Annotated in this window: 17 protein-coding genes and 1 pseudogene; 7 read left to right on the plus strand and 11 right to left on the minus strand. The window is 66.8% G+C overall.

The genetic code is table 11. The features are described from left to right. The 3 genes and pseudogenes from WKW79_RS35410 to WKW79_RS35420 all read left to right on the plus strand — a co-directional run. Nucleotides 1-118 (plus strand): annotated as a pseudogene (locus WKW79_RS35410) (4-hydroxyphenylpyruvate dioxygenase); the annotation flags it as partial. Nucleotides 119-253: 135 nt separating this feature from the next. Next, nucleotides 254-1,180, plus strand: coding sequence for a phenylalanine 4-monooxygenase (gene phhA / locus WKW79_RS35415; protein WP_340339917.1), 927 nt, complete (start codon nucleotides 254-256; stop codon nucleotides 1,178-1,180). A gap of 46 nt (nucleotides 1,181-1,226) precedes the next feature. After that, nucleotides 1,227-2,600, plus strand: coding sequence for a class II 3-deoxy-7-phosphoheptulonate synthase (locus WKW79_RS35420; protein WP_340339918.1), 1,374 nt, complete (start codon nucleotides 1,227-1,229; stop codon nucleotides 2,598-2,600). A 585-nt stretch (nucleotides 2,601-3,185) separates the two neighbouring features. On the opposite strand, the gene WKW79_RS35425 is transcribed toward WKW79_RS35420, so the two are convergent. Further along, on the minus strand, nucleotides 3,186-5,294 hold the full coding sequence (locus WKW79_RS35425) for a PQQ-dependent dehydrogenase, methanol/ethanol family (RefSeq protein ID WP_340339919.1): 2,109 nt from the start codon (nucleotides 5,292-5,294) through the stop codon (nucleotides 3,186-3,188). Between the two features lie 96 nt (nucleotides 5,295-5,390). After that, the gene (locus WKW79_RS35430) at nucleotides 5,391-5,900 is read right to left on the minus strand and encodes an Lrp/AsnC family transcriptional regulator (protein ID WP_340339920.1); all 510 of its coding nucleotides are present in this window, start codon (nucleotides 5,898-5,900) and stop codon (nucleotides 5,391-5,393) included. 91 nt (nucleotides 5,901-5,991) lie between these two features. On the opposite strand from WKW79_RS35430, the gene WKW79_RS35435 reads away from it, so the two are divergent. Continuing rightward, nucleotides 5,992-9,582: an indolepyruvate ferredoxin oxidoreductase family protein gene (locus WKW79_RS35435; protein ID WP_340339921.1), complete on the plus strand. Its 3,591-nt coding sequence runs from the start codon at nucleotides 5,992-5,994 to the stop codon at nucleotides 9,580-9,582. A 50-nt stretch (nucleotides 9,583-9,632) separates the two neighbouring features. Here WKW79_RS35435 and WKW79_RS35440 read toward each other — a convergent pair whose 3' ends face one another. Beyond that, a complete protein-coding gene (locus WKW79_RS35440) occupies nucleotides 9,633-10,595 on the minus strand; it encodes an AEC family transporter (protein ID WP_340339922.1) in 963 nt (320 codons plus the stop codon). Between the two features lie 114 nt (nucleotides 10,596-10,709). Between WKW79_RS35440 and WKW79_RS35445 the strand changes: the two genes are divergently transcribed. Then, on the plus strand, nucleotides 10,710-11,915 hold the full coding sequence (locus tag WKW79_RS35445) for a CaiB/BaiF CoA transferase family protein (protein ID WP_340339923.1): 1,206 nt from the start codon (nucleotides 10,710-10,712) through the stop codon (nucleotides 11,913-11,915). A gap of 45 nt (nucleotides 11,916-11,960) precedes the next feature. Here the strand turns inward: WKW79_RS35445 and WKW79_RS35450 are convergent, their stop codons facing one another. From WKW79_RS35450 to WKW79_RS35485, 8 genes are all read right to left on the minus strand, one after another. Further along, the gene (locus tag WKW79_RS35450) at nucleotides 11,961-12,908 is read right to left on the minus strand and encodes an aldo/keto reductase (protein ID WP_422824030.1); all 948 of its coding nucleotides are present in this window, start codon (nucleotides 12,906-12,908) and stop codon (nucleotides 11,961-11,963) included. Next, nucleotides 12,884-14,185: a TRAP transporter large permease gene (locus WKW79_RS35455; protein ID WP_340339925.1), complete on the minus strand. Its 1,302-nt coding sequence runs from the start codon at nucleotides 14,183-14,185 to the stop codon at nucleotides 12,884-12,886. Before WKW79_RS35455 ends, WKW79_RS35450 begins: the two co-directional genes overlap by 25 nt. Beyond that, on the minus strand, nucleotides 14,185-14,706 hold the full coding sequence (locus WKW79_RS35460; RefSeq protein ID WP_340339926.1) for a TRAP transporter small permease: 522 nt from the start codon (nucleotides 14,704-14,706) through the stop codon (nucleotides 14,185-14,187). Before WKW79_RS35460 ends, WKW79_RS35455 begins: the two co-directional genes overlap by 1 nt. 112 nt (nucleotides 14,707-14,818) lie before the next feature. After that, nucleotides 14,819-15,853 (minus strand): TRAP transporter substrate-binding protein, encoded by a 1,035-nt coding sequence (locus tag WKW79_RS35465; protein ID WP_340339927.1) that lies wholly within the window; start codon nucleotides 15,851-15,853, stop codon nucleotides 14,819-14,821. A 101-nt stretch (nucleotides 15,854-15,954) separates the two neighbouring features. Then, nucleotides 15,955-17,571: an indolepyruvate oxidoreductase subunit beta family protein gene (locus WKW79_RS35470; RefSeq protein WP_340339928.1), complete on the minus strand. Its 1,617-nt coding sequence runs from the start codon at nucleotides 17,569-17,571 to the stop codon at nucleotides 15,955-15,957. Further along, a complete protein-coding gene (locus WKW79_RS35475; protein ID WP_340339929.1) occupies nucleotides 17,568-19,751 on the minus strand; it encodes a thiamine pyrophosphate-dependent enzyme in 2,184 nt (727 codons plus the stop codon). Before WKW79_RS35475 ends, WKW79_RS35470 begins: the two co-directional genes overlap by 4 nt. A 15-nt stretch (nucleotides 19,752-19,766) precedes the next feature. Then, nucleotides 19,767-20,486: a c-type cytochrome gene (locus WKW79_RS35480; protein ID WP_340339930.1), complete on the minus strand. Its 720-nt coding sequence runs from the start codon at nucleotides 20,484-20,486 to the stop codon at nucleotides 19,767-19,769. 5 nt (nucleotides 20,487-20,491) lie between these two features. Beyond that, a complete protein-coding gene (locus WKW79_RS35485; RefSeq protein WP_340339931.1) occupies nucleotides 20,492-21,685 on the minus strand; it encodes a PQQ-dependent sugar dehydrogenase in 1,194 nt (397 codons plus the stop codon). A gap of 98 nt (nucleotides 21,686-21,783) precedes the next feature. On the opposite strand from WKW79_RS35485, the gene WKW79_RS35490 reads away from it, so the two are divergent. Both WKW79_RS35490 and WKW79_RS35495 read left to right on the plus strand, forming a co-directional pair. Beyond that, nucleotides 21,784-22,704, plus strand: a complete 921-nt coding sequence (locus tag WKW79_RS35490) for a LysR family transcriptional regulator (RefSeq protein WP_340339932.1) — start codon at nucleotides 21,784-21,786, stop codon at nucleotides 22,702-22,704. Nucleotides 22,705-22,837: 133 nt separating this feature from the next. Beyond that, on the plus strand, nucleotides 22,838-23,599 hold a 762-nt coding region (locus WKW79_RS35495), incomplete at its 3' end, for an HTD2 family dehydratase (protein WP_340339933.1).

Consider the following 23,599-nt stretch of genomic DNA (forward strand, 5'->3'; position numbering starts at 1 on the left):
CGAATTCATCCAGCGCAAGGGTGACTACAGCGACGGCTTCGGCGAAGGCAACTTCAAGGCGCTGTTCCAGTCGATCGAGCGCGACCAGGTGCGCCGCGGCGTGCTGCAGGCGGCGTGACTTCCGACCGCCCCGGGATCCGCGCACTGCGTCTGCTCCTCCACCCCCTACCGGGAGCAGCACCAGAGGCCCGGCAAGGCCGGTTCCCCGGTGTTTCTGCAATGGATGCGCGTGCGCCTTGAAGGTGATTGAACAATGCTGATGCAACTCAAGGAACTGACCCCCGAGGGTCTCAAGACCGGCCACGGCTTGGCCGGCGGCCAAGCGCCCGCGCGCGCCGACTGGACCATCGACCAGGGTTGGCACAACTACACCGCCGCCGAACACGCCGTCTGGAAGACGCTCTTCGAGCGCCAGTCAAAGCTGCTGCCCGGCCGCGCCTGCAACGAATTCGTCGCAGGCATGCGAGACCTGCCGATCGGCCCCGAGCAGATCCCCGATTTCGAGCAGCTCAGCGAAGTGCTCATGCAGCGCACCGGCTGGCAGGTGGTCGCGGTGCCGGGCCTCGTACCCGACGAAGTCTTCTTCGAGCACCTCGCGAACCGGCGCTTTCCGGCAGGACATTTCATCCGCAAACCGCACGAACTCGACTACCTCGAAGAGCCCGACGTCTTCCACGACGTGTTCGGCCATGTGCCGATGCTGATGAACCCGGCCATCGCCGACTACATCCAGGCCTACGGCGTCGGCGGCCTGCGTGCGCGCCAACTCGGTGTGCTCGACAAGTTGGCGCGCGTGTACTGGTACACGGTGGAGTTCGGCCTGGTGAAGCAGGCGGACGGCTTGCGCATCTATGGCGCGGGCATCGCGTCCTCGTACACGGAGACGGTGTTCTCGCTCGACGACCCGTCGCCCAACCGCATCGGCTTCGACCTGGAGCGTGTGATGCGCACCAACTACCGCATCGACGACTTCCAGGAAAGCTACTTCGTCATCGACAACCTCGACAAGTTGCTCGACCTGGCCCACATCGATTTCGGGCCGCTCTACGAACGCATCGCCGGCCAGCCCGAGTACCAGCCCGGCACTGTGCTGCCCACCGACACGTTGCTGACGCGCGGCACCGGCAGCTATCACGCTTCGAAGCGAACGCCAGCACAGCCTGTCACCAGCCTCAACTGAAGTCGCGGTATCGTGCCGCACTCTTTCCGAGTGCAGGGACAAAACAATGACCGATATCGCGACCTCCACAACCACTTGGTCCCCCGACAGCTGGCGCCGTTTTCCGGTGGCGCAAATGCCGAGCTATCCGGACCCGGCCGCACTGGCCTTGGCCGACAAACAACTGGCCGCCTGGCCTCCGCTCATCTTCGGCCGCGAGGCGGCCACGCTGCGTGAGCGCCTGGCCGCGGTGTCGCGAGGCAAGGCCTTCCTGCTCCAAGGCGGCGACTGCGCGGAGAGCTTCGATGAGCTGAGCGCGGGCACGGTGCGCGACTCGTTCCGCGTGATCCTGCAGATGGCCGTGCTGCTGACCTTCGCCGCCTCCTGCCCAGTCGTCAAGATCGGCCGCATGGCGGGGCAATATGCCAAGCCGCGATCGTCCGACGCGGAGACGGTGGATGGCGTGAGCTTGCCGTCCTATCGCGGCGACATCGTCAACGGCGCCGAGTTCTCGCCGGAAGCGCGCATGGCCGACCCGCAGCGCCTGCTGCGCGCCTATTCGCATTCCGCCGCCACGCTCAACCTGCTGCGCGCGATGGCCCAGGGCGGCTTTGCGGACCTGCATGAAGTGCATCGCTGGACCTCCGACTTCGTGCGCCACAGCCCGCAAGGCGAGCGCTTCGAGGCGGTGGCGCAAAGCATCGAGGAGGCCCTTGCCTTCATGGAGGCCTGCGGCTTCGACGCCAGCAGTTCGCCGCAGGTGAAGGAGGTCGAGTTCTACACCTCGCACGAGGCGCTGCACCTGCACTACGAGGAAGCGCTGACGCGCCGCGACGACGCCACCGGCCGCTGGTACGGCGGTTCGGCCCACATGCTGTGGCTCGGCGAACGCACGCGCTCGCTCGACGGCGCGCACGTCGAGTACATGCGCGGCATCGACAACCCGATCGGCTGCAAGCTCGGGCCCAACGCCAAGCCCGACGACCTGCTGCGTCTGCTCGACATCCTCAATCCGCACAACGCCGAGGGTCGCATGGTGCTGATCACGCGCATGGGCGCCGACCTGCTGGCCGAGCGGCTGCCGGCCTTGATCGCGGCGGTTCAGCGCGAACAGCGCAACGTGGTCTGGTGCTGCGACCCGATGCACGGCAACACCGTGACCACGTCGGCCGGGGTCAAGACGCGCGACTTCCCGCGCATCCTGGCGGAAGTGCGCAGCTTCTTCGACGTGCATGCGGCGGCCGGCAGCTATGCGGGCGGCGTGCACTTCGAGATGACGGGGCAGGACGTCACCGAATGCACGGGCGGCGCGCAAGGGCTGACCGAGGCGGGCTTGCAGGCGCGCTACCTGAGTGCTTGCGACCCGCGGCTCAATGGGTCTCAGAGCCTGGAGCTGGCGTTCCTCGTGGCGGAGATGCTGAAGGCGCGGCGCAGGGGGTGAGGCTTGATGCGCGTGGAGCGCCCGCGCTGGTGGAGGAGTGAGATTCGTGTGCTCTTCGAAGTCCGCCCGGCATGCGGTGCGCGCCGGGCGCCTTCACTGTGCCGGCCCCTTCGGGACTCCCCTGCAGTGCTCGCGCTTGGCGGGGTCCACATGAACTCGCCTTCGGCTCAAACAGCATGTGGCCCTGATCCGCCAAACGCTGCGCGCTTCGGCGGCACAGAGGCGGCACCCGACGCGCACCGCATACCGGGCTCTGGGGTGTTCAATGGCCGGTGTTCGTTCGCACCTCGGTTGAGCCCGCGCTTGTTCCGACAGATCAAGGCGCACTCGCTTCCCCCGAGATTGGATTGCACTGGGCGCTGGTCCTGCGCGGCACGCAAGCTGCCAATAGCGCAGTCAATCCGCCACGTCAGAACTTCAAGAATCTGCTTGTCACACGGGAGGCGTCCATATAAGCACCGCAGGGAAGCCCCGAAGGGGCCGGCGCAGTGAAGGCGACCAGCGCGCTTGGCATACCGGGCGGCCCCCGCAGCGGAAAGGAATCGTCAGCCCGACGAGGCGACTCGCGGCGCTAACAAATGCCCATCACTTGGGCCGAACAGCGTCCGCCGTCCCCTGGATGAACGCCTTGATCGCATCGATATCCCCCGCCGACAGCTTCCCGGTGAAGTCCGGCATGCCCCGCGACATCGCCGGCCCGGCGAGCACGAACTTGTCCAGGTTCTCGATGTACGACGCGTCCATGTAGCCGAGGTTGGGGATGTTGCCGCCACGGTCCACGCCCGGAACGCCGTGGCAGAACACGCAGTTGCTCACGTAGAGGTAGGTGCCGGCCTCGACCTTGGCTGGGTCGTACTTCACGCCCTGCACCAGCTTGTCGAGCTTGTACTGCACGAACTCCGGCGCCTTCGCTGTGCCGCCGATCACGAAGGTGTAGACCGTGCCCGGACCCTGCCGGTCGGTGGCGCGCTGCGCGAGGCCGTACACGCCGCCCCAGCCGACCGCGACCGACACGTACTGCTTGCCGTCGACCAGGTAGGTCATCGGCGCGGCGACCACGCCGGTGCCGGTGGGCGTCTCCCACAGCTTGTCGCCGGTCTTCGCGTTGTAGGCGACCATGCGGCCGTCGGCCGTGCCCTGGAACACGAGGTTGCCGGCCGTCGTCAGCGTGCCGCCGTTCCATGGCGACACGTGTTCCACGCCCCACGCCTCCTTCTGCGCCACCGGATCCCACGCGATCAGCCGGCCCGAAGGCTTGCTCTTCGGCGGCTCGACATTGGCGAACATGCCGGTGTTCCAGCCCAGTGCCGCATGCGGCCGGCCCGGCTTGTTCTCATCGAACTTCCAGTCCTTGTCGTCCATGAGATTCAGCGGCACGTTCTGCGACGGCAGGTAGGCCAGGCCGGTCTGCGGGCTGTACGACATCGGATGCCAGTTGTGCGCGCCGAAGGGGCCGGGAATGCTGTCGCCGGGCTTCGTGTTCTCGCGCGCGGCGGCCACTTCGATGGGCCGGCCGTTCTTGTCGTAGCCCGTCGCCCAGTTCACCGCCGTGAAGTTCTTCGCCGAGATGAACTTGCCGTTGGTGCGGTCGATGACGAAGAAGAAGCCGTTCTTCGGCGCATGCAGGATCACCTTGCGCGCCTTGCCGTCGATCTTGAGGTCGGCCAGGATCATCGGCTGCGTTGAGGTGTAGTCCCAGTTGTCGCCCGGCGTTTCCTGGTAGTGCCAGACGTACTTGCCGGTGTCAGGGTTGAGCGCCACCAGCGAGCCCAGGTAGAGGTTGTCGCCGCCCTTGGGACTGCGCGCCTTGTGCGCCCATGGCGAGCCGTTGCCGGTGCCGACGTACATGAGGTTGAGCTCGGGGTCGAAGGTGATCGAGTCCCATGCGGTGCCGCCGCCGCCCGCCTCCCAATATTTGCCAGAGGGATCCCAGGTCTTCGCGGCCTTGGCCATCGAGGCGTCCTCGAAGGGCTTGGACGGATCGCCCGGCACCACGAACCAGCGCCACTTCTGGTCGCCGGTGTTGGCGTCGTAGGCGGTGACGTAGCCGCGCACGCCGTACTCGGCGCCGCCGTTGCCGATGATCACCTTGCCCTTGAACACGCGCGGCGCACCGGTGATGGTGTAGGAGCCCTTCTGGCCCTCGATGGTGTTCTTCTCCCAGGCCACCTTGCCGCTGGCGGCGTCGAGCGCGATCAGCCGGCCGTCGTACGCGGCCACGAAGACCTTGCCCTGGTAGAGCGCCACGCCGCGGTTCACCACGTCGCAGCAGCCCTTGTAGCCCTTGGACTTGTCGACCTTGGGGTCGTAGGTCCAGATGCGCTGGCCGGTGCGCGTGTCCACCGCATGCACCACGCTCCAGGAGGCGGTGACGTACATGATGCCGTCGACCACCAGCGGCGTGGCTTCGACACCGCGCGTGGATTCGAGGTTGTAGGTCCAGGCCAGGCCCAGCTGCTTCACGTTGCCGGTGTTGATCTGTTCGAGCTTGCTGAAGCGCGTCTCCGCATAGTCGAGTCCGTAGCTGGGCCAGTCGAGCGTGCGCTTGGCATTGTTGCGGATGAAGTTGGCATCCACGCGCTGTGTGGCGGCCTGGATCTTGGCCGGCGTGGCAGTGGACTGCGCCTGGGCGACTGGCGCCGCGCCAACGAACAGAAGCGCACCGAGCAGCAGCCCGGCTTGGAGTTTTCTCATCGCGTCGTCTCCTATTGGGTGAGGACGAAGGATGGTGCGAACGGGTGCCTTGTTCACACGGGGCTTACCCCGATGGGCATTGACCCTCCATCGTCGTCAGCGCGTGCCGCGTTGCCGTGCTGGCGCACCCAGCTCGATCGGCAGGCTGCCCTCGTCCTTCACCTCCCGCAGCACGATCGACGAGCGCACATGCGTCACGCCGGCCTGCTCGAACAGCGTGGTGTGCAGGAATTTCTCGTAATGCTTGATGTCGGGCACCAGCACCGTGAGGATGTAGTCGGCCGGACCGGTCGCGGCGACGCAGCGGACGATCTGCGGGCTGGCCTCCACCGCCTTCTCGAAGTCCCGCACCTTCGATTCATGGTGCCGGTCCAGGTTGACCTCGGTCACTGCCGCGAGGTTGAGGCCGACCTTCTCGCGGTCCACCACCACCGTGTAGCCGCGGATCACGCCGGAGGCTTCCATCTCCTTGATGCGGCGCCAGCAGGGCGTGGAAGAGAGGCCCACCTTGTCGGCAATCTGCTGGACCGTCTGGCGGGCGTCGCGCTGCAGTTCGTGCAGGATTTGCAGGGAGTGATTGTCGAGAGGAATGAAATCGTCGTTCATGGCTTGAATCGAGAAAAATGTTCTCGAATTGAGGGTCGGTTTGGGCGCAAAGAAGAGAATATTCCTCCTCGATGCGAAGAACAATCCTCGCATGACTACCCACGAAGCAGCGCAGCCGCTGGCGCGCGCAGACTACAAGCTGTCCGATGGCCTCTGGGCCCATTCGGGCGCCATCTATCTCACCGGGACGCAAGCGCTGGTGCGCGTGCTCCTGATGCAGCGCCAGCGTGACGAAGCGCGCGGCCTCAATACGCAGGGCTTCGTCAGCGGCTATCGCGGCTCGCCGCTGGGCATGGTCGACCAGGCGATCTGGAAGGCCGGCGCGCGCTTCAAGGAGGCCGGCATCCGCTTCGTGCCGGCCATCAACGAGGAACTCGGGGCGACGCAGGTGCTGGGCACGCAGCGCGTGGAATCGGACCCGGAGCGCACGGTCGAAGGCGTCTTCGCGATGTGGTACGGCAAGGGGCCGGGCGTGGACCGCGCGGGCGATGCGCTCAAGCACGGCAACGCGTATGGATCCTCGCCGCATGGTGGCGTGCTGGTGGTGGCGGGCGACGACCACGGTTGCGTGTCCTCCTCGATGCCGCACCAGAGCGACCATGCCTTCATGGCCTGGAGCATGCCGGTGCTGCAACCGGCCAACGTGGCGGAGTACCTGGAGTTCGGGCTGTACGGCTATGAGCTGTCGCGCTTCTCCGGCGCCTGGGTCGGCATGGCGGCGCTGTCGGAAGTCGTGGAGAGCGCGGGCACCGTCGACCTGGACCGCATCAACGCCCGCGTCGCGGCCTGGGCCGATGCCGACTCGGTGCGCGGCATCACCGGCCATCTCGCGCCGGCCGATGGCCTGCACTACCGCTGGCCCGACCTGCCATCGCTGCGCATCGAATCCCGCCTGGCCGACAAGCTGGAAGCCGTGGCCGCCTTCACGCGCGTCAACAGCATCGACCGCCACGTGATCGAGAGCCCGCATGCGACGGTCGGCATCGTGACCTGCGGCAAGGCGCACTACGACCTCATGGAAGTGCTGCGCCGGCTGGAGGTGACGCCCGAGAGCCTGGCGCGCGTGGGCGTGCGGCTCTACAAGGTGGGCCTGAGCTTTCCGGTCGAGCAGACGCGCATGAAAGCCTTCGCGCAGGGGCTGAGCGAGATCCTGGTGATCGAGGAGAAGGGCGCCATCGTCGAGACGCAGTTGCGCGACCTGTTCTACAACGCGCCGTCCGATGCGCGCCCGGCGTTGGTCGGCAAGCTGGACCGCGATGGCAAGCCCTTGGTCTCCGCGCTCGGCGAACTGCGGCCGTCACGCCTGATCGAACTGGTGGCCCACTGGCTGGCGCAGCACTTCGCCGACAACACCGAGCTCGGCAATCACTTCCAGCACGTGCGCGACTTCACGCTGCCCGAACTGCTGAGCAACGGCGGCGATTCGGTCAAGCGCCTGCCGTACTTCTGCGCCGGCTGCCCGCACAACACCAGCACCAAGGTGCCCGAGGGCTCGACCGCACGCGCGGGCATCGGCTGCCACTTCATGGCCAACTGGATGGACCGCAGCACGGCCGGCTTGATCCAGATGGGCGGGGAGGGCGTCGACTGGGTCTCGCATTCGATGTTCACGCGCACGCCGCATGTGTTCCAGAACCTCGGCGACGGCACCTACTACCACTCGGGCTATCTCGCGATCCGGCAGGCGGTGGCGGCCAAGGCCACGCTGACCTACAAGATCCTCTTCAACGACGCGGTGGCGATGACCGGCGGGCAACCGGTGGATGGCGTCATCAGCGTCGACGCGATCGCGCGACAGGTGGAGTCCGAAGGCGTGAAGCAGGTGGTGGTCGTCAGCGATGCCATCGACAAGTACGACGCGCTCAAGAGCCGCTTCCCGGCCGGCACCGAGTTCCATGACCGCAGCGAACTCGATGCGGTGCAGCGCCGCCTGCGCGAAGTGCCTGGCGTCACCGTGCTGATCTACGAGCAGACTTGTGCGGCCGAGAAACGCCGGCGCCGCAAGAAGGGCGAGATGGTCGATCCGTCGAAGCGCCTGTTCATCAATGAGGCGGTCTGTGAAGGTTGCGGCGACTGCGGCGTGCAGAGCAACTGCGTGGCGGTGCTGCCGCTCGAAACCGCGCTCGGCCGCAAGCGCCAGATCGACCAGACCAGTTGCAACAAGGACTATTCCTGTGCCAAGGGCTTCTGCCCCAGCTTCGTCGGCGTGACCGGTGGCAGCCTGCGCAAGAAGAGCGGGGCACTCGCGGCGGGCCGTGCGGCATTCCTGCAGCATGTGGCCGAACTCGCGGTGCCCGGTGAGCACCTGTGGGATGGTCCGTACGACCTGCTCGTCACCGGCGTCGGCGGCACCGGCGTGGTGACGGTGGGCGCGGTGATCGCGATGGCCGCTCACCTGGAAGGCATGTCGGCCAGCGTGCTGGACTTCATGGGCTTCGCGCAGAAGGGCGGGGCGGTGCTGAGCTTCGTGCGGCTGGCCGACCGGCCCGAGCGCCTCAACCAGGTTCGCATCGACACGCAACAGGCCGATGCGATCCTCGCCTGCGACGTGGTGGTCGGCGCATCGGCCGACGCGTTGCAGACGGTGCGCCATGGCCGCACGCGCATCCTCGCGAACACGCACGAGATCCCGGTGGCCGAGGCGCTGCGCAATCCGGATGCGGACCTCAAGGTCGAACTGCTGCTGGAGAAGATGCGCTTCGTCGCGGGTGATGAGCAGATCGAGACTTTCGATGCGCAATCGCTGGCGCAGGAATTCATCGGCGACACGCAGGCCTCGAACATCCTTGCGATGGGTTATGCGTGGCAGCGCGGGCTGATTCCGCTGCGCCTCGGATCCCTCATGCGGGCGATCGAGCTCAATGGCGTGGCGGTCGAGGCCAACCAGACGGCCTTCTCGCTGGGCCGACTGGCTGCGGCGGATGCGAACGCGATCCACGGGCTGCGCAGCGCCGCGATGCATGCGCCGCAGGACGAGACGGCGGAAGCGCTGATCGCCGACGCGGTCGCTCGGTTGTCGGCCTATCAGAACGCCGATTGGGCGCAACGCTACGAAACGCGCCTGCGCGACGTGATGGCGCGCGAGTCCGCGCTGTCTGGCGGCGACGCCAGCCTGCCGGTTACGCGCAACGCGGCCCGCAGCCTGCTCAAGCTCATGAGCTACAAGGACGAATACGAGGTGGCCCGCCTCTACACCGACGGCAGCTTCCGCGAGAAGCTGGCCGAGCAGTTCGAGGGTGACTTCCAGCTTGAATTCCACATGGCGCCGCCCTTTCTGTCGCGGCCGAAGGGTGGGCAGCCACCGCGCAAGATCCGCCTCGGCGGCTGGATGTGGCCGGCGATGAAGTGGCTGGCATGGGGCAAGCGCTTGCGGGGCACGGCCTTCGACCTGTTCGGCCACACGGAGGAAAGGCGGCTGGAGCGCGCGCTGATCGGGCAGTTCGAGGCGCGGATGGATGAACTGATGTCGGAGTTGTCGCCGGCCAACCAGAAGCTGGCTGCGCAGATCGCCGCGGTGCCGATGACGATCCGCGGCTATGGGCATGTGAAGCTGGCCAACCTCGCGATGGCGCGTGCGCGCGAGGCCGAGTTGCTGCACCGCTTTTCGCCGACGCGCTATCCGCGGCCTGCGAGTGAACCGAAGGCAGGTCAGATTCGCGGCATTGCGGTCGTGTCAGCCTAGGCTGTGGAGGCTTGATGAGGCTGGCTCCGTGGACTTTGTCCGGAGCCGCACTATGGCGCCGGTATCCACCCCGGCAATTCCCCCAGCAACCACAGCAGAAGGCTGATCGTCACGAACGAAAGGACAGTCGCCAGCAGCAGCGCCGCCGCGCAGAGCGCGTCGAAGCCGTACTTCTGCGCCAGGATCGGATAGATGCTGAGCATCGGCACACCCGCGAACACCACAGCCGCCGCGCGCAGCGAAGGATCGCTGGGCGGCAGCAGCCACACCAGCAGCCCGATCACCAGCGGATGCAACACCAGCTTGCCCAGCGCGATGGCCGACACGTCTCGCCGCATGCCCTTGATCGGCAGCCCGACCAGCGCGCCGCCGATCACGAACAGCGACACCGCTGCCGAGGACATCGCCAGCATGTTGATGGTGCGCGCCAGCACGCCGCCCGCGATCGGCAGTTCCAGCAAGGCCACGCCGAAGCCGCCGAGCATGGCCAGGATCACCGGATTGCGCGCCAGCTTGCCCATCGATTCCAGCGCGATGCGGTACCACTTGCCCGCGCCCGAGTTGCCGCTGTCCGCCATCGCCAGCGTGATCGGAATCATCACCAGGTTCTCGATCACCATGTTCATCGCCAGCGCGACCGCCGCCGTCGACGGGCCGACCACCTGCACCGCGATCGGGTAGCCGATGAAGCCGCTGTTGGAACTGGACATGCCCAGGCCGCAAAGCGAACTCAGCGTGAAGCTCTTGCCCTGTCGCTGCCAGCCCCACGCAAAGGCGATCATCATCACGATCAGCGAGCCGATCGCATAGTCGAACATGTAGCGCCCGTTCAGGATGTCGCTCACCGGCCGTTGCGAGAGCGCGGTGAACACCAGGGCGGGCAGCGCGAACTTGACGACATAGGTGCCCAGCACCCGCATGTCCGCCTTGGAAAAGATCTCGAGGCGCCCCGCCAGGAAGCCCAGCGCGATGACGAGGTAGATCGGGCCGGTGATGCCAAGGATTTCGGTCATGTGCCACGAACGATAGCAAGCTGTGGCGTGCTGTCCACCGCCGCGACGGCATGACACGCGCTTCGGGCTTTCCACGCATGGCCGCGATCTGCACGCCGCGTGATACTGGCCCGCATGACGATCCCTGCTTCCTCTCCCGGCGCGCCACCCTTGCTCGAAGGCGTGCGTGTGCTCGACTTCGGCCGCTACATCGCCGGTCCCTATTGCGCCGCGTTGCTCGGCGACCTTGGCGCCGATGTCATTCGGATCGAGCGCGTGGAAGGTGGCGAGGACCGCCGGGTACCGCCGGTGCTGGCCAGCGGAGAGGGTGGCATGTTCCTGCAGTTGAACCGCAACAAGCGCTGCCTCACCCTCGACCTCGCGAGCGCGGAAGGCCGGCGCATCGTCGAGCAACTGGTGGACACGGCGGACGTGGTCGTGGCCAACCTGCCGCCCGACACCTTGCGCAGCCTGGGCCTCGACTACCCGACCCTGAGCGCGCGCAACCCCCGCGTCGTGCTGGCGAGCGTGACGGCCTTCGGCACCCAGGGGCCGTCGGCGCGACAGGCCGGCTTCGACTCGGTCGGCCAGGCGATGAGCGGCGCGATGTTCCTGTCAGGCCTGCCGGATGCACCGGCGCGCACCGCCGCCACCTGGGTCGACTTCGGCACGGCGCAGGCCTGCGCGATGGGCGCGCTGGCCGCGCTGTGGACGCGAGAACGCACGGGGCGCGGACAGTGCGTCGAAGGTTCGCTGCTGCAGACGGCGCTGGTGCACACCAACGGCGCGCTGATCGAGCAGGCGCTGCTGGCGAAGAACCGCGTGCCGCAGGGCAATCGCGGCTACCTCGCGGGGCCCAGCGATGTGATTCGTGCGCGCGATGGCTGGCTGATCGTTCAGACCATCGGGCAGGCGATGTTCGGGCGCTGGTGCGACCTCGTCGGGCAACCCGCCATGAAGTCCGACCCGCGTTTTGCCAACGACGAGTTGCGCGGGCAGAACGGCGAGGCGATCAGCGCCGTCATGCGCGAGTGGTGTGCGACGCGCAGCCGCGACGAAGTGCTGGCGGCGCTGGCGGGCTGCAAGATTCCGGCGGCGCCCGTGCACGACCTGCAGCAGGTGCTGGAGGATGAGCAGATTCAGGCCAATGGCATGCTGCAGTCGCAGCGCTTCGGCGCGCAGAGTTATCCGGTGTCGCGGCATCCGGTGGTGATGTCTGACACGCCAGTCGAGTTCAGCCGCGCTGCGCCGGCGCTCGGCGAGCACACGGACGAGATCCTTGCGGAACTGGGCTACACGGTGGAGCAGGTCGAAGCGCTGCGGGCACGCAAGCTTGTGTAGGCCCGGACACGGGCCGAGGGCACCGGGTATCGAGAGTTCCGGCGCCTACGAAGGCAAGTCCGCCGCGTGCCGCTTCCAGAAGGCCGCGTCGGGCACCTCGCCCATGCCCGCCTTCGCGTTCTCGGCCATGTGTTCCGGCCGACTGGTGCCGGGGATGGTGCAGGTCACCGACGGTTGGCTCAGCACGAACTTCAGCAGCACCTGCGCCCAGCTCGTGCAGCCGATCTCCGCCGCCCAGGCGGGCAGCAGCTTGTCGCGCAGCCGGCGCAGCAGGCCGCCGCCGCCGAAGGGCATGTTCACGATCACCGCCACGCCGCGCTCGGCCGCGAGCGGCAGCAGGCGCTTCTCGGCGGTGCGCTCGTCCAGCGAATAGTTGATCTGGAGGAAATCCAGCTTCTCCGCGCGCAGCACCGCCTCGACCTCCGCGTACGCCGACGCGGTGTAGTGCGTGATGCCGATGTAGCGCACGCGGCCCTGCGCCTTCCAGTCCCGCAGCGTGGCGAGGTGCGTGCGCCAGTCGACCAGGTTGTGCACCTGCATCAGGTCCATGCGCTGCGTCTTCAGTCGCGCGAAGGATTGCTCCATTTGCGCAATGCCGGCCTCGCGCCCACTGGTCCAGACCTTGGTGGCGACGAAAGCCTTCTCGTGGCCCTTCGCCGCGGCCAGCAGGTCGCCTGTGTTGGCCTCTGCGCGACCGTACATCGGCGAACTGTCGATCACCCGGCCGCCCGCGTCGAACAATGCGTCGAGCACGCCCGGAAGGCGCGCATATTCGGCCGTGCCGGGCGAGTAGTCGAAGCCGAGCCAGGTGCCGCAGCCGATAACGGGGAGGGCTTCCTTGGTCGAGGGAATGGGGCGGGTGTTCATGCGCGTGGACGTTGCAGGTGTCTGGGCCGCAGCGCCAAAGGGTAAGGCAGCGCACGCCGCCGCGCCCACGCCCCCTCGCAATAGTTGCAAGCGCGTGAGGCCTATCCCATCCTTGTTGGCAGCCATAGCGCAATGATCGGGAAAGCGATCAGGATGATCAAGCGCAATATGTCGGTGACGATGAAAGGCAGCACGCCCTTGAAGATGGTGGTGAAGCTCACGTCCTTCACCACGCTCTTGATGACGAAGACGTTCATGCCCACTGGCGGATGGATCAGCCCCAGCTCCACCGTCATCACGATGATCACGCCGAACCAGATCGGGTCGAAGCCCAGCGCCACGATCACCGGGAAGATGATCGGCACGGTCAGGATGATCATCGCCATTGCGTCCATCAGGCAGCCGAGGATCAGGTACATGACCATGATCAGCGCCAGCACGCCGTAGCGGCCGATGCCCAGGCCGGTGAGGAATTCAGTGAGCTTCTGCGGGCTCTGCGTGACGGTGAGGAAGTAGCCGAACAGCAGCGCGCCGATGAGCACGGTGAACACGGCCGCGGCGGTGCGCGTGGCGGAAAGCAGGGCCTCGCGGATCTTCGGGCCATCGAGCTTGCGGCGCAGCAGGCCCAGCAGGAAGGCGCCGCTGGCACCGACGCCGCCCGCCTCGGTGGGCGTGAAGAAGCCGCCGTAGAGGCCGCCGATCACGAAGATGAACAGCACCAGCGGCGCCCACACCGCTCTGAGGTCGACCAGACGTTCCGACCACGGCTTGTGCTCGCCCGCCGGCAGCCAGCCGGGACGCACGCGCACGATGATCGCGATGGTCAGCACGTACATGGTCATCGCCAGGATGCCGGGCACCACGCCCGCCATGAACAGCTTGCCGATGTCCTGTTGCGTGAGGATGGCGTAGACCGCGAGCACGGTGGATGGTGGCAGGATGGCGCCCAGCGTGCCGCCGGCCGCGATCACGCCGGTGGAGAAGGACTGCGGATAGTTGAAGCGCCGCATCTCCGGATACGCCACCGCGGAAAAGGTCGCCGCCGTCGCCACCGACGAGCCGCAGATCGCCGCGAAACCGCCGCAAGCCAGCACCGTGGCCACGCCGAGCCCGCCGCGCAAATGCCCGATCAAGGAGTTGGCCGCCCGGAACAGTTCGCGGCTCACGCCCGACACCGACACCAGCGCACCCATCAGCATGAACATCGGGATCACGCCGAAGGTGTAGTCGGTGACGGTGCGCATCGAGGTCTGGCCCACCAGCTTGAGCGCAGGGCCGACGCCGACGATCCAGCTGTAGCCGACCACACCGACCAGCCCCATCGCCATGCCGACCGGCACGCGCAGCAGCATCAATGCGAAGAGGACGACGAAGCCAAGTACTGCGATCGCGTCTGTGCTCATCAGTCGGCCTTCTGTTCCGGCTTCTCGTCGTCCAGCAACTCCGGCTGGAAGATCAGTCGATACGTGCGGATGGCGATCAGCACCACCGCGCAGACATCGCCGAACCAGGCCACCGCATAGAAGGGCCAGACGGGGATGTTCATGTCGAAGGTCTGCACGTTGTCGACCCAGGTGCCGCGCACCTTGTCGAACAGCGTGGCGGTCTGCACGGCGACCACGAACAGCAGCACCAGCGTCGCGAACACGTCGATCACCCGCTTCATGCGCGGGCCAGACGCGGTCCACACCAGGTCGACCGTGATGTGTCCGCCGCGATAACTCGTTGCCGCGATGCCCCAGAAGATCAGGATGCCCAGCAGCATGCGGCCGAAGTCGTACGCGTCGGGTATGGAGGTGTCGAAGAACTTGCGCAGCACCACCGCGATGAAGATGTTCAGCGCCACGATCCCCACGAACATGGCGGCGAGCCATTCGATCGTGTTGATCATCCGGTCCATCACACGGGCGGAGCGTTGGCTCATGACTTTTACTCCTTCCTCCTCTGGGGGAAGGTTGGGATGGGGGCAACGGCCGTGTGCCCCCACCCCAACCCTCCCCCAGCGGGGGAGGGGGCATGAAGAGCGGCCATCCAGATCACAGCGCCGAATTCGTTTTCGCCAGGCTCGCCTTCAACGCATCCATGATCGCCTTCGGGTCGCCACCCACCTTCTTCACGCCTTCTGCCCACTGCGCCTCGCCAGGCGCCACGGCGGCGCGCCAGGCCGCGAGCTGCTCCGGCGTCAGCTTGTAGACCTCATGCCCCGGCAGCGCCGCAATCTTCGCGCGCCCCGCGAACTCGAAATCCGCCCAAGGCGACGCCACCTTCTCCGCCCATTCGCTGGTGCAGTGGTCGTCGATCACCTTCTTCTGCGCGGCCGACATGCTGTCGTACTTGTCCTTGTTCATCGCCCAGACGAAGGGCGTGACATAGAGCGGCACGTCCATGTGGAAGTTGACCACCTTGTCGATGCCGAACAGGCTGATCGAGCCCCACGGGAAGGTGATCGCATCGGCCACGCCGCGCTCCAGCATGTCGCGCGATTCAGGTGCCGAGGCCTGCACGTTGGTCCCGCCGAGCGACGTCACCATCTGGCCGATGGTGCTGGTGGCCGGGCGGATCTTCATGCCCTTGATGTCGGTGGGCAGCGTGATCTTCTTGCGCGAATGGAATGTGCCGGGGTCGTGCACAAAGGCGAAGCAGAACTTCACGTCCTTCATCTCCTTGGCCGCGTAGTTGCGGTACCAGGCGTCGATGGCGGCCGAGCCGCCCTTGGCATTGGAGAACAGGAAGGGCAGCGAGGCGCCCGCCATGATCGGGAAGCGCCCGGGCTGGTAGCCGGGATTGACGTAGGCAAAGTCGGCGATGCCGTCGCGCGCCATGTCGTAGTGATCGAAGGCCTTGCCCAGTTGCTCCGAGGGGAACAGCGTCGCCGTGATGGTGCCGCCCGATGCCTTCTTGATGTCCTCCGCCCAGGCAATCAGCGAAGGGTTGAGCGGATGCTGCGCAGGCACCCAGCTGGACATCTTGAGGTTGACCGGCTTGTCCTGCGCCTGTGCGCTGAAGCTGCACACGGCCAGTGCGGCCATGGTGGCGCCCAGGGCAAGGGTGGTGAGGCGAGGGCTGGTCATTCGGTGTCTCCTTGAGGCGGGATGCAATGGAAAGCAGTCGAAAAAGGTTATGTTCTATAAGAACGTCGGCAGCGTAAATCCGCGTTTACCTGCGTTGCGCGTCATCGCGCCTGGGGCGTCCGCTTCATCCACCGGATCGGCTGCGCCACGATAGGCCGTGGCGGTGCGCCATGGCGTACCAACGCGGCATCGAGTGCGATGCCCGCGTCGTCGGCCAGGGCCGCGGTGCGCGCCGCTGCAATGGCGTCAGCACGTTTGGCCGTCGTGCATCGGGGCAGTGGTTCGGAGGCCAGGTGGTTGACCACGTGCAGCAGGTTCGCCTTGCCGCGCTCGTTGGTACTGCCATAACCCTTGATGAGCCGACCGCACAGGGCGATCTCATGGCCGAGCCGCCAGTTGTTGTGCGTGCCGGCCACCACAGCGGCAAGCCACCGGTCGATCAGAGCCTGCTCGTCCGCGAAGCGGCTGCCCCGAACGCGCAACCAGCGCAGCGAGGCCAGCGCACGCAGCGAGGCCATGCCCAGGATCGAGTGGGCGCCGACCTTCAGGGGGACGGCCCAGGGCGCCTTGCCCTTCGCCTGACGCCCGCGGTCCCATGCGATCACGCGATGGGCCATTGCCGACGGCAGCAGTGCCGCCAACTCGGGCGCGCCGGGCTTGAAGTGGTCGTACACCTTGACGATGTCGTCCGGCCCGGCCTTCACCTCCGCATGCACGCGCCGGATGCGGCTCGCGCGGCTCTTGAGCTCGGCCACGCGCACGATGTCGTCGAAGGCCATCCACAGCGCGAGCCAGCGTGCCACTTCGCGCGTGATGGCGAAGGCGTTGGCACCAGCCGGATCGGTGGCCCGCTCGGCGGCAAGCACGCGCTGCAAGCGCTCGACATAGAGCGCGGCATAGTCGGCGCCCTGGTAGTCCAGCATTCGCGCATGGCCCAGTGTCAGCATCGCATGCACCGGCTTCGGGAAGGCCTGGGCCAGGTCGTCCGGCAAGGGCGCCGGCGCGGAGGCATCGGGCTCCTGCGTGGCCAGCAAGCTCGTGACCAGCGCGGCTTGCGCACGCGGCGCGCTCACCGCATCGAACGCGCGCGCAAATCCGCGCAGGCTCGCGGCGGTCGTCTTGTCGACCTGCGCGCGCGGGTCGGACTCGCGACCCCGGACCACTGCCTCGTAGGCGTCGCGCGGAAAGGGAAACAAGCCGCTGCCGGCGATCGCGCCCAGCATCACCGCGCTCACCACGGTGCCGCATTCGCGCGCCATCGCACCCATGTCGAACACATGATGCTCGCGGCTGAAGCACTTCACCGTGTCCAGCAGGCGCTGCGCATCCGCGCGCCCGTCGCCGGGCTGCATGCGCTCGGCCGTGGTCAGCGTGCGGGCGGAGGAGGTGATGACGAGGGTGCGCTGCGGCACCGCCATGCCGTTGCCGACCTGCCGCGCGGTCTCCAGCAGTTCGGACGAGACGATGCCGTCCAGCGTGCCCGGCACCGGGCTCAGGCTGAACACCGGTCGCCGGCCGCCGAGCTGCGCGAACGGCACCGGGAACACCTCGAGGTAGTAGGTGGTCGCGCCGGTGCGTTGCGCCACGCCGGGAATCGAGGTGCTCTGCGCCGCATGGCCCGCATGCCGCGCCACCTCGACCAGCCATTCGGTCAGCACGCCGCCGCCTTCGCCTCCGAGGGCGCAGATCAGCAGGGTGATGGGCGATGTGTGGTTCATGATGGCGCCACCGTTTGCGCAACGCGTTGCGAAGGCTGGAGCCAGCGAAGCGCTCGCGTGCGCCACTCATGCAGCAGTCGCTCGTGCCACTTCGGGTTCTGCACCACCTCCGCCCGATAGAAGCTCGGGCACAGTGTGGCCGCATGTGCGTTCTCGCCGCACAGGCCGCAGCCCACGCAGCCGTCGATGACCACGGCCACCGGGTCCACCTTGAGCGGATCGGGGTTGTCCTTCAGCGTCAGCGTCGGGCAACCGGAGAGGCGGATGCAGGCATGGTCGCCGTTGCACACGTCCTCGTCGACGCCGTACTTCACGCGCACCACGCGTTCGCCGCGCTGCTGCAGGCTGGCGAGCCAGGGCTTGATGCGGCGCTGGCGCTCGAGCTGGCATTCGCCTTCGGCCACGATCACCTTGAGGCCGTTGTAGTCGCTGGTGAAGGCTTCGTTGAGCGTGGCGCGCATCTTGTCGACACGGTAGGTGTGGACGGTGCGCATCCACTGCACGCCCAGGCCCTTGAGCGTGGTCTCGATGGTCTGGTTCTCCGCGACCATGCTTTGCAGCTTGTCGATGGCGCGGGCCTTCGATTCGTCGTCCGGTGTCGAGATGATGTCTTGCGTGCCAGTGGCCGAGGTGTAGCCGTTCTTGAAGATCAGCAGCACCGCATCGTCGCCATTGAACAGCGCGCTCTGCACGCCGGTGAGCAGCCCGTTGTGCCAGAAGCCGCCGTCGCCCATGATCGACAGCGCGCGCCGGTTCATCATCGGCGACACCCCTGCGCGGCTGGCCAGGCTCATCCCGTAGCCGAGGATGGAATGGCCCATCGAGAAGGGCTCGAAGGTGCCGAAGGCATGGCAGCCGATGTCCGCCGCGATGTGCACCGGACCATTGTCGAGTTGCGCCAGCTTGAGCGCGGAAAACACCGGCCGCTCGGGGCAGCCGATGCAGAAGCTCGGCGGGCGGTTCGGCAACGGTGCGGCGAGTTGCGCGGCGACGGCGGTGCGGCGCGACTTGTTGCCGTCCAGCCAGCCTTGCGCCGAGTCGAGCGAATGGCCCGGCAACCACTTTGCTGCAAAGGTGGCAAGACCCGTGGCCAGCACTTCCACACCGTACTCACCAGCCGCCTGCAACATGTCCTTGCCATGCAGCGGCGTCTGGATGTCGCGCCGGCGCAGGAGCGTCGCCAGTTCCTGCTCGATGTATTCCGGCTGGCCTTCCTCCACCACCAATACCGCGCGCTTGCCCACGCAGAAGTCCGCAAGCTGTTCCGGCACCAACGGGTAGGTCACGTTCAGCACCATCAAGGGAATGGCGCTGTCGCCGAAGGCATCCGCAAGGCCAAGCTGCTGCAGGCTGCGGACGAGCGCGTTGTAGAGCCCGCCCTGCACCACGATGCCCAGGTCCGCATGTTCGCCCGGCATCAACTCGTTCAGCCCGTGCTCGACGATGTAGCGCCGCGCCGCCGGCAGGCGTTCCTCGCCTTTCAACTTCTCATGGCGGAAGGTCACGGGCGGATGCGCGAGCCGCATGTAGTCGAAGCCGGCCGGCTCGCTCATCAGTGCGCGCGTGGAAATTTCCGGCGCGATGTTGTCCTTGCATTCGAAGCTGCCACGCACATGGCAGGTGCGGATGCGCAGTTCCATCATGCAGGGCATGTTCGATTGTTCCGACAGCCGAAAGCCGTGCTCGACCATCTCCACCATCCGGCCGAGGTCCGGTCGCGGGTCGAGCAGGCACATGCTCGACTTCAGCGCATAGGCATGCGTGCGCTCCTGGATCACGCTGGCACCTTCGCCATAGTCTTCGCCGACGACGATCAGCACACCGCCCGTCACCCCCGGTGATGACAGGTTCGACAGCGCATCGGCCGCCACGTTGGTGCCGACGATCGACTTCCACGTCACCGCGCCGCGCAGCGGATAGTGGATGGAGGCGCCCAGCATCGCCGCCGCGGAGGCCTCGTTGGAACAGGCTTCCACGTGCACGCCCAGTTCGTCCATGTACGGCTTGGCCTGCACCATCACATCGAGCAGGTGCGACACCGGCGCGCCCTGGTAGCCGCCCACGTAGGACACGCCGGACTGCAGCAGGCCCTTGGTGATGGCCAGGATGCCCTCGCCATGGAATGTGTCACCTGCGCCCAGACGCAGCGCCTCGATTTCCTTGCTGAAGGAAACTTCCATGACCCCTCCCTCCCTTCACTTGCCGGGCGTTCCGGCGGGAAATCGTGCGATGTAGTAGGCGAGGGTGTCGAGGTCCTCGACCGAAATTTGCGACACGGCCGCGCTCATGGCCATGGTGTAGCCGGGCCGCTTGCCGCTCTTGAACTCGCGAAGCGTCGTTTGCAGGTAGTCCTCCCGCTGCTGCGCGATGCGCGGCACCTGCTGCCCGCCGCTCAGGTCGGCGCCGTGGCAGAACACGCACTTGTGTTCCTGCGCCAGTGCCTGACCCTTCGTCATGCGGGCCGCATCGTTGGGCGTGGCCGGCGCCGTGGGCGGCACCGGCGGCAGCGTGGCGATGAAGTCGGCGAAACCTTGCATGTCGGCGTCCTTCATGCCCTTGGCCACCGCCGTCATGGCCGGGTTCTCACGCCGGCCCTCGCGGAACAGGAAGAGTTGCGTGATCGCATAGAACGAATGCTGGCCGGACAGCGCCGGCGTTCCCGGCATCGCGTCGTTGCGGCCATTGGCGCCATGACAGGCCGCACAGACCTCCGCGAAGCGCTGCCGGTAAGGCACCGCCGCGGCCGCCGGCGCAGCGGCCGGTGCCGCCGAAGCCGGCTTGGGCTTGGTCCCCTGCGCGTTGGCCGGCAGGGCGGCGAGCGCGACGACCGCCGCGGCCGCACAGGCCATGATGCGCGCCGGCACACCCAGTGCCCGCGCGCCCGAGACGCCGTGTGCTCGCGGTCCTCCCTTCACTTCGCTTACTTTCCGCCGTAGCTGATGCGATAGATCGCACCCGCGTGGTCGTCGCTCACCAGCATCGAGCCATCCTGCAGCACCAGGAAGTCGACCGGACGGCCGGTGTAGGTGTTGTCCTTGACGAAGCCCGTCATGAACGGCTCGACCTTGGCGCCGCCCTTGCCATCAGGCCAGGCGACGGAGACGTCGTTGTATTTGACAGTGCGGTTCCATGGGCCGTGGCGGGCGATGAACATCGCCCCTTGGTATTTCGCCGGGAACATCTTGCCCTTGTAGAAGGTCAAGCCCAGCGAGCCGGCATGCGGGCCGAGCAGTGCGGCGGGCTTCTTGAAGTCGCTGCACGACTTGCCCCAGCCGAATTCCGGGTCCGGGATGTTGCCCTGGTGGCAGAAGGGATAGCCGAAGTGCTGATTCGGGCCGGTCACCACGTTCAGCTCGTCGTTGGGCAGTTCCTCGCTGAACCAGTCGCGCCCGTTGTCGGTGAACCAGAGGTTGCCGGTCTTCGGGTCGAAGTCGAAGCCCACCGTGTTGCGCACACCGGCCGCGACCGTCTCGATGTTGCTGCCATCGAGGTTCATGCGGTAGATCTTGGCGTACTCGCCCGGGTCGCAGATGTTGCAGGGCGCGCCGATGTTGAAGTAGAGCTTGTCGTTGTGAATGCGCAGGTACTTCCAGCTGTGGTCCTCGCCGCCGGGCAGCTTGTCATACAGCACCACCGGCGTGCCGGGGTTGTCCAGCTTCGAGTCGATGTTGTCGTAGCGCAGGATCTGCTTGTGGGTGGCGACGTAGAGCGCGCCCTTGTAGTACTCGAGGCCGGTCGCCATAGGCAATTTGTCGATGATCACCTTGGCCTCGCGGTTCGGGCCTTTCTCGTTGATCGCGTAGACCTTGTTGCCCACGAACAGCGTGCTCACGAACACGGTGCCCTTGCCGTTGCTGCGCAGCTCGCGCGCATCGAGCACGCCCGAGGCCCAGGTCTCGACCTTGAAGCCCGGCGGCACCTTCAGGTTGGGCGTGGGCAGCTTGTCGGCCGCGGTCGGGACGGGGAAGGCCGGCACAGGCGCCATGCGACCGGCGGCTTCTGTCTTCGGCCGGCCCTTGGCCCAGCCGGGTTCCTCGGCGGGTGGCGTCTGGGCCATCGCGCCAGCGCACATGAGTGCGAGCAAGGCCGGGGCGAAGCGGATCGTCTTCAGCATCACGTTGTCTCCTATCGTCGGTTGATCGGGATGTAGCGCCGGGTTGCAGTGTCGGAGTGTCGCGCCGGTCGTTCAATAAATGTTTTGAACTAAGTAACATGCATTCCATGCATATCGACGCCCTCGACCTGAACCTGCTGCGCCTGTTCGATGCGGTCTACCGCGCCCGCAGCGTGAGCCGCGCGGCGGATGCGCTTGGACTCACCCAGCCCGCCGCCAGCCACGGCCTGGGCCGCCTGCGCGCATTGCTCCAGGACGCGCTCTTCATTCGCGCCCCCGGTGGCGTTGCGCCCACGCCGCGCGCCGAGCGCCTGGCCGTGGCGGTGCGCGCCGCGCTGCAGACGGTTCAGCAGGCGCTCGAAGAGCCAGAGCGATTCGACCCGGTCTCCTCGTCCAGGCGCTTTCGCATCCACATGAGCGACATCGGCGAGGGCCGCTTCCTGCCGCCGCTGATGACCCGGCTGGGCGAACTGGCGCCGGCCGTGGGCCTCGAGACCTTGCCGGTGCCGCAGGCCGACATCGGCGCCGCGCTCGACAGCGGGCGACTCGACTTCGCCTTCGGCTTCCTGCCGCAGGTGAAGGACACGCAGCGCACGCTGCTGCTGAAGGACCGCTACATCGTGCTGCTGCGGGAGGGCCACCCCTTCCTGCAGCGCAAGCGCAGCGGCACCGCGCTGCTCGACGCCCTGCACAAGCTCGAATACGTGGCGGTGCGAACGCATGCCGACACGCTGCGCATCCTGCACCTGCTGCGGCTCGACGGCCGCGTGCGGCTGACGACGGAGCACTTCATGGTGCTGCCCTCGATCGTGCGTGCCACCGACCTCGCGGTGGTGATGCCGCGCAACATCGCGCGGGGATTCGTGCAGGAGCAGGGCGGCTACACCATCGTGGAGCCCGCTTTTGCGCTGCGCGATTTCGGCGTCTCCTTGCACTGGAGCAGGCGATTCGAGATGGACCCTGCGAACCGGTGGCTGCGCGAGGTGATGGTGGATCTCTTTGCGGATCGGCCGACGTAGGCGCCTGCGCAGTCGGTATTGCGTTCGGTGCATCAATACGTCCAAATAATGCACTTCTCTTGAGGTAATCGCCGCCGCAAACTTCGGTCCCAGAGCTGCCGCCACCTGCTGCAGTCAAGAGAAGGAGACCGAAGTGGATGCCAAGCGAGATGAGCTGAAAGCCTGGATCGGGCGCAGCGAGACGGTGCATGACGCCGTCAACCCCACCCCCGTCGTCGCGCTCACCGCGACGCTCGACCACCCGACGAGCCCGGTGGTCGCCGGCACGAGCCTGCCGCCACTGTGGCACTGGCTGTACTTCCTGCCGATGCATCGGCAGAGCGAGATTGGCACGGACGGCCAGGCGAAGCGCGGCGGGTTCCTTCCCCCGGTGCCGCTGCCCCGGCGCATGTGGGCCGGCAGCCAGTTCGAGTTCCGCTCGCCGATCCATGTCGGGGACCGGGTCGCGCGCACTTCGACGATCGACGACGTGACCACCAAGGAAGGGCGTACCGGCAAGCTGGTGTTCGTGAAGGTGCGGCATGAGGTGCGTTGCAACGAGGCCGCCGAGCCTGCGCTGGTCGAGTTCCACGACATCGTCTATCGCGAAGCACAGGGTCCGAACGATGTGGTGCCACCTCCCCAGGCCGCGCCGGCGGAGGCAGCGTGGCGCCGCCAGATCGTGCCGGACGACGTGTTGCTGTTCCGCTATTCGGCGCTCACTTTCAATGGCCACCGCATCCACTACGACCGCCAGTACGTCACGCAGGTCGAGGGCTACCCCGGGCTGATCGTTCATGGCCCATTGATTGCCACGCTGCTGATGGACCTGCTGCGCCGCCAACTGCCCGATGCAGAGGTCGCGAGCTTCCGCTTCAAGGCGGTTCGTCCGACCTTCGACCTGAACGCGTTCCAC

It is taken from the genome of Variovorax robiniae (assembly GCF_037889955.1).
GTDB lineage: Bacteria > Pseudomonadota > Gammaproteobacteria > Burkholderiales > Burkholderiaceae_C > Variovorax > Variovorax robiniae.

Excerpts from the sequence above, each read along its gene's own strand:
- phhA (WP_340339917.1), top strand. The coding sequence starts at position 254 with ATGCTGATGCAACTCAAGGAACTGACCCCCGAGGGTCTCAAGACCGGC.
- WKW79_RS35420 (WP_340339918.1), top strand. The coding sequence starts at position 1,227 with ATGACCGATATCGCGACCTCCACAACCACTTGGTCCCCCGACAGCTGG.
- WKW79_RS35425 (WP_340339919.1), bottom strand. The coding sequence starts at position 5,294 with ATGAGAAAACTCCAAGCCGGGCTGCTGCTCGGTGCGCTTCTGTTCGTT.
- WKW79_RS35430 (WP_340339920.1), bottom strand. The coding sequence starts at position 5,900 with ATGAACGACGATTTCATTCCTCTCGACAATCACTCCCTGCAAATCCTG.
- WKW79_RS35435 (WP_340339921.1), top strand. The coding sequence starts at position 5,992 with ATGACTACCCACGAAGCAGCGCAGCCGCTGGCGCGCGCAGACTACAAG.
- WKW79_RS35440 (WP_340339922.1), bottom strand. The coding sequence starts at position 10,595 with ATGACCGAAATCCTTGGCATCACCGGCCCGATCTACCTCGTCATCGCG.
- WKW79_RS35445 (WP_340339923.1), top strand. The coding sequence starts at position 10,710 with ATGACGATCCCTGCTTCCTCTCCCGGCGCGCCACCCTTGCTCGAAGGC.
- WKW79_RS35450 (WP_422824030.1), bottom strand. The coding sequence starts at position 12,908 with ATGGCTGCCAACAAGGATGGGATAGGCCTCACGCGCTTGCAACTATTG.
- WKW79_RS35455 (WP_340339925.1), bottom strand. The coding sequence starts at position 14,185 with ATGAGCACAGACGCGATCGCAGTACTTGGCTTCGTCGTCCTCTTCGCA.
- WKW79_RS35460 (WP_340339926.1), bottom strand. The coding sequence starts at position 14,706 with ATGAGCCAACGCTCCGCCCGTGTGATGGACCGGATGATCAACACGATC.
- WKW79_RS35465 (WP_340339927.1), bottom strand. The coding sequence starts at position 15,853 with ATGACCAGCCCTCGCCTCACCACCCTTGCCCTGGGCGCCACCATGGCC.
- WKW79_RS35470 (WP_340339928.1), bottom strand. The coding sequence starts at position 17,571 with ATGAACCACACATCGCCCATCACCCTGCTGATCTGCGCCCTCGGAGGC.
- WKW79_RS35475 (WP_340339929.1), bottom strand. The coding sequence starts at position 19,751 with ATGGAAGTTTCCTTCAGCAAGGAAATCGAGGCGCTGCGTCTGGGCGCA.
- WKW79_RS35485 (WP_340339931.1), bottom strand. The coding sequence starts at position 21,685 with ATGCTGAAGACGATCCGCTTCGCCCCGGCCTTGCTCGCACTCATGTGC.
- WKW79_RS35490 (WP_340339932.1), top strand. The coding sequence starts at position 21,784 with ATGCATTCCATGCATATCGACGCCCTCGACCTGAACCTGCTGCGCCTG.